Genomic DNA, 13,401 nt, shown 5'->3' on the forward strand with positions numbered 1-13,401 from the left:
CTGGGAGTGATCGGGGGAAAAATCCCTGGACTTTTTCCCTGAAAATTAGGTAATTGACCCCCTCAAAATCGGTAAAACCCTACACCCCACACCCCACACCCTACACCCTGCCCCCAGGAAAAACTTTTTCAGCAAACCCTAGTATAGTAAGGTGAGCATTGGCCACCCTTGATATCAAACTTTGGTGGGGAAAGCCCACCTTTTTTATGACCATTATTAACGGAAAAACCAAGTTATTAGGCGTAATCGGCGATCCCATCGGCCATACTCTTTCTCCCCCCATGCACAATGCCGCTATCGATGCCTTGGGGCTAAATTATGTCTATCTTCCCCTACCTATCGCCCCGGAAAATTTAGCAACTGCGATCGCTGGTTTGGCCGCCATCGATCTAGAGGGTTTTAGCGTCACAATTCCCCATAAATTAGCAATTATTCCCTTATTATCGCAAATTACCGAGAAAGCCAGGCTAGTGGGCGCAGTTAACACCGTCTGGCGCACGGAAACCGGCTGGCAGGGAACGAATACCGATGTGGATGGCTTTCTCGCACCCTTGAAATCCCTTGACAAAGATTGGAGTCGGGTGAATCCAGTTATTTTAGGCAATGGCGGCGCTGCCCGGGCGGTGGTGGTGGCTTGCGCCCAGTTGGGCTGTGGCGAAATTCATGTGGTAGGACGCAATCAAAAGAAATTAGATCCTTTTAAAGAAAGTTGGGCGAATACAAGCCTCTATGACCTCCTAGAAGTGCATAGCTGGGACGAATTAGAGGGGCTGGTATCCACCACAGAACTCCTGATTAATTCTACCCCGATCGGAATGTCCCCCCAGGGCGAACAATCCCCTGTTGAGTTAGAATTATTAGACCTTTTACCCCCATCGGCGATCGCCTACGATCTAATTTATAATCCCCGGCCGACCAAATTTCTCCGGTTGGCCCGGACTAGAGGGATCAGAATTATTGATGGGTTAGAAATGTTAGTTAATCAGGGAGCGATCGCACTAGAAATCTGGTTAGGTCAACCCGTCCCCGTCTCGGTCATGCGGGAAGCTTTGTTAAAACAATTCTAAATGCTAAAATCTTATTTCTGGCTTTATTTATGCCCCCTTCTAGCTCCTTTTGGAAAACTCTGAATAACTCGATTCTAGTGCGCTATCTATTATTATTTGGCTGTGGCTGGAGTCTAATTATCTTAATTAACTATTTCTACGGGATGATCGCTATTTTTACTGGTTCGGCAGTCCTGGCCGCTCTATTAAATTATCCCGTGGTTTGGTTGTCCCGTTATCTACCGAGAGGACTAGCCATTGCTATTACCACCCTAGTAGCTTTTATCCTCCTATTTAGATTAGTCACAGGCATAGGATTAGAAGCGGTTAATCAGGGGAGAGGACTACTATTCAATCTTACCGATGCCCTTAGTCAAAAAGATTTTTTACCCTTTCAAGACTTTCTCGATCGGTTAGATTTGAATAAAATGGTGGGAAGCTTACAAACCGGTTTAGCCACGGGTTTATCGCTCGTACAGGGAGTTTTTTCCAGTGTCTTTACGGGCATTTTCGGGGCGGTGATCAGTGTTTATATGCTCATCGACGGTGATAAACTCTGGCGAGGTTTTTTGCAACTTCTCCCCATAGCATACCGGGAGCGTTTTGCCAAGTCTTTTCGACAAAGTTTTCTGGGATTTATTCGCGGGCAACTGTTGTTAATGCTCTTTTTATCGGTGACGAGTTTCTTAAGTTTTTCCCTATTAGGAATCAAATATGGGCTAATTTTAGCGAGCATTCTCGGTGTTATCGATGCTATCCCTGGTATCGGGGCAACCCTGGGCATTTTGTTGGTAACTATCTTGACTTTTACCTCCCAGGGACTAGCAATTGCCGTTAAAGCTTTTATTGTCTGTGTTGTCTTGGTGCAAATTCAAGATAATATTATTCGCCCTAAAGTTATGGGCAATGCCCTAGAATTAAACCCAGTAATTTTATTTTTATCCCTCTTTATCGGCGAAAGAGTTGCGGGATTATTAGGGGTTTTTCTCTCCATTCCTATCGCCGGAATGATTGCGATCTGGATCGGATCGAGCGAAGAAAAACCAATAACAGATTTAGAGGAAAATCAGTTAGGAGAAAGTCAAGAGAATTAAGAGCCGATCCCCAGTTTCTACTATACAATTAGAGAAATTTGTTATCTACAAAACTCGATCGCTAAGTAGGTAGGCGTTAAAAGTTATCAGATCCCCCCGCCTATCGGCACCCCCCTTATCAAGGGGGGATTAAGGGGGGATCGGCACCCCCCTTATCAAGGGGGGCAGGGGGGATCGAACCTAAAATCCATTTTTAATTTAATTATAACCAGCTACTTACCTATGGAAAACCTAGATTTAAAGAAATCCTCGCCCCTCTTATTTATCTCACCGTTTTTTCTCTGGGGAACAGCGATGGTAGCGATGAAGGGTGTTATCCCCCATACTACCCCCCTATTTATGGCGGGAATTCGCCTTGTCCCCGCCGGAATGTTAGTTTTAATAGTAGCTTGGTTTTTAGGTCGTCCTCAGCCCAAAACCCTGCAAGCGTGGCTATGGATTGCCCTTTTTGCTCTGATGGATGCCACTCTTTTTCAAGGTTTTCTGGCATTGGGATTAAATCGCACCGGGGCAGGGTTAGGATCGGTAATTATTGACTCCCAACCCCTAGCGGTGGCTTTAATGTCCAGTTGGCTATTTAAAGAAGTTATCGGTGTCTGGGGATGGTTGGGATTGGGTTTAGGGATTGGGGGAATTAGTTTAATTGGCTTGCCCGATCAATGGTTTTATGACTTTTTTGGACAAAAAGGGTTAAATATTGACTTTAGCTGGCAGGAATTACTAAATAGCGGCGAAATGCTGATGCTTTTGGCTTCCCTATCCATGGCGGTGGGAACAGTCTTAATCCGGTTTGTCTGTCGTCATGCGGATCCCGTCAGCGCCACGGGATGGCACATGATTTTAGGGGGATTGCCCCTATTTTTAGCTTCAGGTTTCACCGAATCCCATCAATGGCAAAATATCGATTTAAATGGTTGGTTAGCTTTAAGTTATGCCACGATTTTTGGGAGTGCGATCGCATACGGAATATTCTTTTATTTAGCCGCCAAGGGCAATTTAACCAGTTTAAGTTCTTTAACTTTTTTAACTCCGGTTTTTGCCCTCACTTTCGGGAATTTATTCCTCGGTGAGATGTTAAGTGTATTGCAATGGGTGGGGGTATCTTTAACCCTCGTTAGTATTTATTTAATCAATCAAAGGGAAAGAATCGCCCCACAATTGCGGGCAATTTTTGCTAATCTTTCCTCACTTATACCCAAAAGCAACTAACTCAAATTCCGTGCGAATTACCTCGACTCTGGCAAAATTTGCTTCTTGTAATTTTTGGTTGAGATTTTGAGAAGTAAAACCTGTTTTATGAGCCATATAGGGCATTCCGGGGACTTCTGTTCCCATGCCGTAAAACATCCACAAAGCGCGCACGGGACCACCGGGAGAAATATATAAAGGTTCATTTTCCATATCGCCTCTAGCGACAAATTCGGCGGCAGTTTGCATATCGGGAACTACGATCATTAAAAAGCCTTCGGGTTTAAGAATGCGTTTAAATTCCTCTAGGGCGATGGGAACTTCGTAATGATAAATATGTTCTAGATTATGACTAGAAAAAACCGCATCGACGGAGTGATCGGGAACGGCACTTAAATCGGTAATAGTTCCTAAAATATCTGGGTTAACAGCAGTATTGATATCGAGGCGAATTTCTTGCCAATTGCCATCGCGGAATAGTTTGGGTAAAGCTTCGGGATTATAGGGACCACAACCCACATTTAAAACCAGTTTTTTCGGGGATTTTAGCGCTGTTATCCCTGGGGGAGCATTCCAAGCTAATAAACAAATATTTTTCAAACCAAGCAAACCGTGATTAGCGACTTGATCATCTAAAATTATCTGAGCTTGGGGATGGGTTTTAGTAAAATCTTTTATTGCCTGTTGGAGAGCGGGATGCTGACATTTATTGATGATAATTAAAGCGGAATCAGACCAGAAGTTTTTGGCTAAAAGCAAGGAGATAAAGAGAGAGCGATAGTCTTCGGCGGCATCGTAGTAATAAACTCCCAGCTTTTCTTCACTGTTTAGTTCTTCGAGATCATCGAAAAAGTTTTCCGTTTCTTGATCGCTTAAAAATATCTGTTCTGATAGTTGAAAATCCTCCAAATCCTCAGATAATATAGTTAGTTTTTCTCCCGATAGATCGTATTTAAAAAAAGCTTCTACGCCATAACCGTAGCGATCGCTATTATCGCAGAAAGCGGCGACTAAACTACCGCGACGAAAACAACCCACTTGACAGTAAACCTCGTCCGGTTGCAGACAGGCAACGGCTAAATTGAGTAGGGGAAAGAGATTGCGATCGGGATAAGATGCGGTTTTTTGGCTTAAAAGGGTTAATTGCTCGGAAATAGGCGACATTAAAGCCGATCCCCAATCCTGATACTGTTGAGGCAATTGTTCTAAGAATTTCTGTAAATCCATGCTCTTGCTTTCCCGAAAACTATAATCCTTTCCCCCTATCATAAATTATCGTGTTTGTCATCAGGTCACAGACTTAATTGTGGAAGAGTGCTAATCTGATCTATAGCGGTTTTCACAGAAGTTAGTCCCGATTGAAACCCTGAAACGCCTATCTATCAAGGGATTTACCATACCTTATTAGACTGAAAAACGCTATATTAGCCCATCAGCACAAGTAGAGAAACTTCTGATATGCCCTACAATTGCTTCCAGATCAAATTTTGGGGAGTACGGGGAAGTATCCCCTGTCCAGGTTCAGAAACCGTTCGTTATGGTGGTAATACTTCCTGTGTGGAGATGCAAGTCGGTAGAGAAAGATTAATTTTTGACGGTGGTACGGGGTTACGCCTACTAGGACAGTCTTTGATGGCAGAAAGTCCAGCGAAAGCCCATTTATTTTTCAGCCACTCCCATTGGGATCATATTCAGGGTTTTCCTTTTTTTATCCCTGCTTTTATCCGGGGCAATACTTTTAATATCTACGCGGTTCCCTCCCCCAATGGGGCAACCATCAAGCAAAAATTACACGATCAGATGTCACATCCCAATTTTCCCGTGCCTTTGCAGATTATGCGGGCCGATTTAGAATTTTATAATCTAGAAATGGGCGAAACCCTCCACTGTGGGGATGTCACCGTCGAAACCCGTCCTTTAAATCATCCAGGAGAAGCGGTGGGTTATCGGGTAAATTGGCAGGGTTTATCGGCAGCTTATATTACCGATACCGAACATTTTCCCGATCGCCTTGATGATAACGTTTTGGCTTTGGCATGGCAAGCGGATGTGATGATTATTGATGCTACCTACACCGATGAGGAATACAACGATCCTAAGTATTCTAAGGAGGGTTGGGGTCATTCCACTTGGCAACAGGCAGTCAAAATCGCCCAGGCAGCGCAAGTTAAGCAGTTAGTTCTATTTCATCACGATCCCGCCCATAATGACGATTTTCTTGATCGCATTGGGGAACAGGTAAGAAAGATTCTGCCTCAAACTATTCTCGCCCGGGAAGGACTCTCGATCGAATTACGACCGGAAGGTTCTCGGATAGATGAAGCGTAACCTAAGCTACTGTTCTCACCAAGAAGATAACTGCTGTAGATGGTCAACAGCTTATCTCCGTGGGCGGAGATAGGATAGAATGATATAACTTCATCTGGGATTTTCTCTGGTGCTATATTATCAAAATGTCCAATCAATCCTCACCTAACTCCACAGAAATACAAGCAATTTTTGATCAGATCGCTCCCGAATATGACCGCCTTAATCAAGAATTAAGTTTAGGATTACACCGCGTCTGGAAATTAATGACAGTCAAGTGGTGTCAACCCGAAAAAGGGGATTTTGCTCTCGATATCTGTTGTGGTAGCGGCGACCTGACTAACCTATTATCAAAACAAGTGGGTAAAACCGGCAAAGTGATCGGACTAGATTTTTCCCCACAACAATTAAAAATCGCCCGTCAACGTTTTAGCGCCACTAATATTAACTGGATGGAAGGGGATGCCCTCAATTTACCCTTTGCCGATTCTAGCTTTGATTGTGCCACTATCGGCTATGGATTACGCAATGTGGTCGATATTACCCAATGTCTGGGGGAATTATACCGAGTCCTGAAACCGGGTGCTAAAGCGGCGATTCTTGACTTCCATCAACCTACCCAAACCATCGCCAAACTATTCCAAAACTGGTATCTCGATCATATCGTCGTTCCCGCCGCCGAGCGCTACGGCTTAACTGACCAGTACGCTTATATTAGTCCCAGTATCGATCGCTTTCCCATGGGCCCAGAACAGGTAAAATTAGGCTATCGGTCGGGATTTTCCGGTGCCGTTCACTATCCACTCCTAGCAGGACTGATGGGAGTGTTAGTCTTGAAGAAATAACTCACTCACATTTCCGTTTATTTTTTGCTGCTAAATTGAATCTCCCTACTCTTTGGACATGGATATTACCGCCGATCGCGGGGGCAATTATTGGCTATTTTACGAACGATGTAGCCATAAAAATGCTATTTCGTCCCTACAAGGCGATTTATATCGGTAAGCGTCCTCTTCCCTTCACTCCGGGGCTAATTCCTCGCAATCAAGATCGATTAGCTGTCCGGGTATCGGATACGATCATGGGTTCCCTGTTAACCCCCGAGGAACTACAAAAACTGGCTAAACGACTCCTCGACACCGAAAGGGTACAGGGGGCGATACTCTGGCTGTTACAATTAGCTTTAAAACAAATAAAAGGCGATCGGCAAGCAAAAACAGCCGAGATTTTGGCGGCGATTCTTCATGATTTATTCGGGGAATCTTTAGCGAGATTACTAAAAGTTTTAGCCCGACGGCAGGACTTTTTAGAAAAACAGATCAATCAAATTTTTGATCGCCTAGTCTTAGAATTTTCTCTCAGTGAACAACAGGCGCGACAATTCTCCGATTGGCTATTAGAAACCGTCCTACCTGCTGATGTTATCCGTCTAGCTTTGATCGATTTTTTAACCGATCGCAATATTCAAGTTATCGATGAAGGATTTCGGGAAAAAACCAGTGGAACCTATTGGGTAGTAGCCAATTTATTCGGTTTACGCAATGCCCTGGCCCGCTTACGCACTTTTTGCCTTGATGAAAAGGATTTAGCTAATACCAGAATCAAAGAATTATTACTATCTTTAGAGATGCGTAATCGTCTGAAAAACTGGTTACAAGGTATCTCTTTGCAAAATTTACCTATCTCCACCGTCAGACAATTGCGTAAAACCACTAGAGACACGGTGCGAATTTATATTCAAGAAAGTGGCGAACAATTTCTGCAAGATTTTGGACAAACGATCGACTGGGATCAAATCGCTAATTTAATTATTAATCGTCTGCAATCCTCGGTGTCAATGACTACATCATTAGGGGTAATTAGTCAAGAGTTAGCGTTAATTTTAGAGCGTTATCTAGAGGAAGATTTAGAGAAATTAGTCGCCCAAATTATCCCGATTCTCAACATCGATCAGGTAATCCGCGATCGGGTAAATGCCACTTCCCCTGCTGATCTGGAAAATGCTATTCAAGGAATTGTTAAACAGGAATTACAGGGAATTGTTAATCTTGGTGGTATTCTCGGTCTTCTAGTTGGACTAATACAAACAATTATTTTAATTGCACAGAATCCGGGGTAATAATTAGGGTCTGCTGAAAAAGTTTGTTGGTGGGGGCAGGGTGTGGGGTGTGGGGTGTAGGGTGTGGGGTGTGAATTTTCCCCGTGAAAAAGCCTTAATCTAACAAGGTTTTTAGATTTATTCAGCAAGCCCTAATTAGGTGGGTTAAACTAAGTTAACCCACCGGAATCATCCCGTTTATTTTTAAGGTAAAATCAAAAAACTTCCCTGACAGAAAAGAGTTTTATCGTCGAGAATAAAAGATTTAATCTCCACATCTTTGCCTAAATCGACGGTAAAAGGTTGCAAATCAATAGATAAATCTGGGGCTAAACCTTGCCATTGTCGGGGACTAATCCCTAAAGTGCGGGCATCTTTTAAGGTAATATCAGCAGTAAAAATTACTTCTGCACCTGTTTCTCTATGGCCGAGAAGAGAGAAATAGCCCTGATTTAGAAGAACATTTTTCCAGTTAAAACGCTGTTGTGAGATAATTTCTCTGGCGTTAACAATTCCGTTATTTTCTAGGGAAAAAATTAGTAAATCGGCAAAAGCATTAACTAAAATAGTCGAGGCGATCGAATTATTTAAATCCTGCTCGTTAATTTCCACCTCACCGCTAACCCGAATAGGTTCCAAAATTTTTAGGGGTTTCCCTCGCAAAACCTGCCCGATATTAAGACGGATATTTTCCCCTCTTAATTGCGCTTTACCTAGATGTAAACCTTGATAAATCGCTCTTCCTACGGCTAAAAATACCCCGGGGATATAACCGCGCAAAATTTGCCGATCATGACCTTGCAGCTGCATTTCTAAATCTTCTATCTGTTCTACTTGTGTTCTTAAGAACAGACGTACTGCTGGCGGCAAAACCTTACTAATAATCTCACTTTGAGTATTGACCCACATAAACGTTATCTCACTCACTCCACAATGTTTCTAATTGTAACAGAGCTAGATTGATCGAACCATGAGGGGCTGCCGTCAGCTATCATACTAAATCCGTTGAGTACAGGCTAGTTATGAGGAGAGGCAAAAGGCAAAAGGCAAAAGGCAAGAGGCAAAGGGGAATAAATAATCAGTTTTTAACTAGGTAGGCGTTAAAAATCATCAGATGCCCCCCTTATCAAGGGGGGATTAAGGGGGGATCGGCACCCCCCTTATCAAGGGGGGAAGGGGGGATCGGCACCCCCCTTATCAAGGGGGGAAGGGGGGATCGGCACCCCCCTTATCAAGGGGGGAAGGTGGGATCGGCACCCCCCTTATCAAGGGGGGATTAAGGGGGGATCGAACCTAAAATTCATTTTTAATTTAATTATAACCAACAACTTAATAACTGGATTTGGTATCAGTTATAGCTAAAAACTTCGCTACTTTCTGTTTACTGATTACTGATCACTGACAAGCCCCTAATTCTTAGGTTTTTGAGGCGTTGAGGGAATTAAAACGAGGGGAAAGATAGGCGACTAAAACCCCGAGGGCAAAACCGATTAAATTGCGGAAAAGGGGCAGTAATTCACTGGTGCGAGTAACCACCGGTCCGATGCCAAAAGCAACAAAGAGGATAAACCAGAGGGGAGAGACAATTAAAACCCATTGCCAAGCGAAAACCTGTCCTTCTTTGCGAGGAATACCGGCAAAACCGAAGACTAAACCGCCGACAATTGAGGTAATTAAAGTTAAAATCCACTGTTCCTTCGGTAAACCGGGGACTACCGCACAGCCACCTTTAACTAAACAGCCTTTTACCGTGTCCAAGGATTGTACGATCGCGTTATTTTCGCCATTTTCCCGGACAAAATACATATTACCGAAACGGGCCTGTAATTCGATCCAAAAAGTGCGGGGTAAAAATTCATAGACGGCATCACCAATACTAAAAGATAGTAGATTACCGCCGCGACCATCGGCCACTAGGAGAATACTTTTATCATCCAATCCCCAGAAATTAATCACGGCCCGGCCGGGGCTGCGGTCATATTGGGTTAAAACTCGCATTTTCCAGCCGGTTTCCCCTTGAAATGTCTCGATATCTCGGATTAATGCCTCTTCCTGTTTTGCGGGTAGATAATTGGCTAAATCAACGATCGGAGTGGCTTGATTGGGCAGTAATTCGGGATTATTCACCGCTAGAGCTTGATCCGGGCAGATAATCCAACCCAGACAGCTAATGACACCAATTACAAGAGCGATCGAGATTCCTCGGCAAAAACGATTGAGCATAACACTTCTAGACAATGAGAATTTTTTCAGCAAGGGTGTAGGCTAACTTTCAGTTTCTTTACACTTATTTACTTTATCTTAAGGGAATTCTCAACTTTAGTCACCCAGTTATCGGTCATCAGATGCGAGTTTTCAGTTCACTCTCCAGAAACTCAACTCAAGCTGATGAGGTCTCAACCAGTTGTATTAACTGGATCTTTTGCCAAAATGGAGTAAATATAGTAGCGGGGGGATGGTCAATGACAGCACAGAAAATATTAGAGTTAATTCAACAGGCAAAGGACAAAAGAGCGTGGATGTTAGATCTGTCCAACAAAAACTTAACAGAAATTCCCCCCGAAATCGCTCAACTCACCTCCCTGCAATACCTCAACCTCAGCAATAACCAAATCAGCGAGATTCCAGAAGCACTCGCTCACCTCACCTCCCTGCAGCACCTCTTTCTCAACAATAACCAAATCAGGGAGATACCAGAAGCGCTCACTCAACTCACCTCCCTGCAATACCTCTTTCTCAACAATAACCAAATCAGGGAGATACCAGAAGCGCTCGCTCACCTCACCTCCCTGCAATACCTCTATCTCAACAATAACCAAATCAGCGAGATACCAAAAGCGCTCGCTCAACTCACCTCCCTGCAAGACCTCGACCTCAGCAATAACCAAATCAGGGAGATTCCAGAAGCGCTCGCTCACCTAGTCAACCTGAAGCGATTAGTCCTCGAAAATAACCCGATTACCAACGTTCCCCCGGAAATTATTCGTCAGGGATGGGGTAAAACAATATTGGATGATGGCAACCCGCAGGCGATTTTTAGTTATCTCAAGGATAAAGCTAAACGCCCTCTTAATGAGCTTAAAGTTTTATTGGTGGGGGAGGGGGATGTGGGGAAAACTTCCCTGTTAAAGAGGTTACTGCACAATACCTTTAATTCCGGAGAACCCAAGACCCCCGGCATTAATATTGAAAAGTGGCCACTGCCCCAAAAACCCGATATTCGCCTCAATCTCTGGGATTTTGGCGGTCAGAAAGTGATGCAAACCACCCATCAGTTTTTTCTGACTAAACGCAGTCTTTATCTGCTTGTCCTCGACAACCGCAAAAACGAACAGCAAAACCGTCTGGAATACTGGTTAAAACTCATTGAAACCTACGGAGGCAATTCTCCCGTGATTATCGTGGGTAATTGTGCCGATGAAAATCCCCCGCAAGTTAAGATCCGCACCCTCCAGAAAAAATATCACCAAATCACCAAGCTAATCGCCACTTCCTGTAAAACCGGTGCGGGAATCGCGCAACTTGTGCAAGAAATCGCCTCCCAAATCGATGCTATTCCCCATATCAAAGATTTATTGCCTAATAGTTGGTTTGAGATCAAAACTCAACTAGAAGCGATGCAAAAGAGTTATGACTTTATTTCCTACGAAAAGTATCAGGAAATGTGTCAGACAGCCGAGATTAAAGAGGCCAGCGATCAAAAAAGTTTAGTGCAGTTTCTCCACGATCTCGGTATTGTCCTCAACTACCAAGATGATCCGCGACTGAATGAAACCAATGTCCTGAACCCGGAATGGGTAACTGACGGTGTTTATGATATTCTCAATAATCACGATTTGATGGTGCAAAAAAAGGGCATTCTTTCACTGCCAGATCTGGAAAATATTCTCAAACAACCCCAACGTTATCCCGAAAATAAACGCGGATTTTTGATGGATTTGATGGGAAAATTTGAACTCTGTTTTCCCCTTGATGGTTACAGTCCCGCTCGCTATCTAATCACCGATCTTCTACCCATCGATGAACCGGATGTGGATATCTACGAAAACGCACCTTTACACTTCCAGTACCGTTATGATATCCTGCCCGGTAGCATTATTTCCCGCTTTATCGTCCGTAATCACCAGATGATCTATAAAACCATGCGTTGGCGTAGTGGTGTGGTTCTGACAATGGATCTTAATAGAGCTTTGGTGCGTGCCGACGAGGAAGATAACTACATCAGCATAAAAGCCCAGGGTTCCCGTGCTAGTGCGCTTTTAGCTATTATTAAGACAGATTTTCAGAAAATTCACGCTACTATCCCTAATTTAGCCGTACAGGAAAGGTTAGTGATTCGAGAATTGCAAGGGGAAAAACCCACCGGGGTAGAAGTTCCCGTCGATTATCTCCATCTGATAGAACTCGATCGCCAAGGCAGAGTGGAAGAACCTCTCCCCGGTTTGCGCGGCAAATATAATATCCGTGATATCTTAGAAGGGGTGGAATCTAAGACAGAAAGAGCAAGAGATCTCGACGAAAGGGAGGAACGTGGCCGCAAAAGCCGAGAAAATCGCCCTATGAGTCCCAAAACGCCAGAAACTCCCAATCTCCTGAAACCTAGTCTCGCTTTGTTGCTGGTTTTCGCTGTGGTTGCTTTTATCTTTGCGGTGCTTGCCAATACTGTGCCAGTGGTACAGTTTATTACCAGCGTTTTGGCAATTATTTTTATCTTTGCTTTGATTGTGATTGTGGGATTGCTCTGGACGGGTAAAATCAATGAAACGACCTTCAATCAGTTTTTAGAGGGTTTTTGGCGATCTATCACGATTTTTAAAGGACAAGAACCAAAAACCAACAACGATGACACCCCCCAAGAAACCCCCAAATCGGAGCAGTAAAGATTTGCTTACCACAGAAAAGTAACTTAGGCGAAAAAGTTTACAAATATTTAGGGTTTGCTGAATAAATCTAAAAACCTTGTTGGATAAGGCTTTTAGACTTTTTTTCCCTCAAAAAGTGCCTACCATTGGAGTGATCGGGGGGAAAATTCCTGGACTTTTTCCCTGAAAATTAGGTAGTTGACCACCTGAAAATCGCTAAAACCCCACACCCTACACCCTACACCCCACACCCTACCCCCACGAAAAACTTTTTCAGCAGACCCTATTTATGGTTTGCTGAAAAAGTACGGGCGAAGCATTCGGTTAGAAAATCTCCGGTTTCACCGACCAAAATCGATGTCCTTTCTTGATAATGTGTCTTTCTGCTACTAACATTATTATTCGTTGTCTTTTAACTCAGCGTCGGGTTTTGAAGGGTTGTCATCCGTTGTGATAATTGTACCAGAAGGCAATTGATAGCCTGTTAAATTCGGCTCTTCGTTACTCTTTATGCTAAATCAACAGACAAGATGCCAAGACAACATACTTCTAACCCAAAAATTCCGAAAGTTTCTCAAGCCATAGGCTCTCCGTTTTATTAGTTTAAGTTTATTGTTGATTCCCTCGACCATCCCATTCGTTGTCCTTCGCTCGAAATAACTAATGATTTCTCCAAACCAGTTTCGGATTGTTTGACAACTCTTGGTAAAAACACTGGAGGATTTTGCCAACCATTCCGAGATGGATAGCATTCCCTCTGTCGGATTCTCTGAGGTTTCATAAATCTTTCTAAATTCTTCCTTTAA

Annotated in this window: 11 protein-coding genes; 7 read left to right on the forward strand and 4 right to left on the reverse strand. The window is 43.6% G+C overall.

Annotated elements, in window-relative coordinates; genetic code table 11:
- The first annotated feature begins 206 nt into the window (after nucleotides 1-206).
- From O9290_RS25815 to O9290_RS25825, 3 genes are all read left to right on the forward strand, one after another.
- The gene (locus O9290_RS25815) at nucleotides 207-1,067 is read left to right on the forward strand and encodes a shikimate dehydrogenase (protein ID WP_002796996.1); all 861 of its coding nucleotides are present in this window, start codon (nucleotides 207-209) and stop codon (nucleotides 1,065-1,067) included.
- Nucleotides 1,068-1,096: 29 nt separating this feature from the next.
- Nucleotides 1,097-2,140 carry an AI-2E family transporter gene (locus O9290_RS25820; protein WP_147068971.1) on the forward strand — a complete coding sequence of 348 codons (1,044 nt, stop codon included), beginning with the start codon at nucleotides 1,097-1,099 and terminating at the stop codon, nucleotides 2,138-2,140.
- Between the two features lie 222 nt (nucleotides 2,141-2,362).
- Complete coding sequence (locus tag O9290_RS25825) at nucleotides 2,363-3,349, forward strand: DMT family transporter (RefSeq protein ID WP_002758263.1); 987 nt, start codon at nucleotides 2,363-2,365, stop codon at nucleotides 3,347-3,349.
- Here the strand turns inward: O9290_RS25825 and O9290_RS25830 are convergent.
- Nucleotides 3,326-4,555: a class I SAM-dependent methyltransferase gene (locus O9290_RS25830; protein WP_288058868.1), complete on the reverse strand. Its 1,230-nt coding sequence runs from the start codon at nucleotides 4,553-4,555 to the stop codon at nucleotides 3,326-3,328. The two genes, O9290_RS25825 and O9290_RS25830, sit on opposite strands and share 24 nt — an antisense overlap.
- Before the next feature lie 231 nt (nucleotides 4,556-4,786).
- On the opposite strand from O9290_RS25830, the gene O9290_RS25835 reads away from it, so the two are divergent.
- From O9290_RS25835 to O9290_RS25845, 3 genes are all read left to right on the forward strand, one after another.
- Nucleotides 4,787-5,656: an MBL fold metallo-hydrolase gene (locus tag O9290_RS25835; RefSeq protein WP_288058870.1), complete on the forward strand. Its 870-nt coding sequence runs from the start codon at nucleotides 4,787-4,789 to the stop codon at nucleotides 5,654-5,656.
- A gap of 125 nt (nucleotides 5,657-5,781) precedes the next feature.
- Nucleotides 5,782-6,480, forward strand: coding sequence for a bifunctional demethylmenaquinone methyltransferase/2-methoxy-6-polyprenyl-1,4-benzoquinol methylase UbiE (gene ubiE, locus O9290_RS25840; protein ID WP_288058872.1), 699 nt, complete (start codon nucleotides 5,782-5,784; stop codon nucleotides 6,478-6,480).
- Nucleotides 6,481-6,515: 35 nt separating this feature from the next.
- On the forward strand, nucleotides 6,516-7,754 hold the full coding sequence (locus O9290_RS25845) for a DUF445 domain-containing protein (RefSeq protein WP_002758258.1): 1,239 nt from the start codon (nucleotides 6,516-6,518) through the stop codon (nucleotides 7,752-7,754).
- A gap of 183 nt (nucleotides 7,755-7,937) precedes the next feature.
- Here O9290_RS25845 and O9290_RS25850 read toward each other — a convergent pair whose 3' ends face one another.
- Both O9290_RS25850 and O9290_RS25855 read right to left on the reverse strand, forming a co-directional pair.
- Entirely contained in the window at nucleotides 7,938-8,642 is a 705-nt protein-coding gene (locus O9290_RS25850; RefSeq protein WP_288087679.1) for an LmeA family phospholipid-binding protein, read from the reverse strand.
- A gap of 507 nt (nucleotides 8,643-9,149) precedes the next feature.
- Nucleotides 9,150-9,956, reverse strand: coding sequence for a TPM domain-containing protein (locus O9290_RS25855; RefSeq protein WP_002775882.1), 807 nt, complete (start codon nucleotides 9,954-9,956; stop codon nucleotides 9,150-9,152).
- Nucleotides 9,957-10,195: 239 nt separating this feature from the next.
- Here O9290_RS25855 and O9290_RS25860 point away from each other — a divergent pair, with 239 nt between their 5' ends.
- Nucleotides 10,196-12,613: a leucine-rich repeat protein gene (locus O9290_RS25860; RefSeq protein ID WP_288056856.1), complete on the forward strand. Its 2,418-nt coding sequence runs from the start codon at nucleotides 10,196-10,198 to the stop codon at nucleotides 12,611-12,613.
- A 500-nt stretch (nucleotides 12,614-13,113) separates the two neighbouring features.
- On the opposite strand, the gene O9290_RS25865 is transcribed toward O9290_RS25860, so the two are convergent.
- On the reverse strand, nucleotides 13,114-13,401 hold a 288-nt coding region (locus tag O9290_RS25865), incomplete at its 5' end, for a transposase (RefSeq protein ID WP_288087681.1).

Source organism: Microcystis sp. LE19-41.2A (assembly GCF_027530405.1).
Lineage (GTDB): Bacteria > Cyanobacteriota > Cyanobacteriia > Cyanobacteriales > Microcystaceae > Microcystis > Microcystis aeruginosa.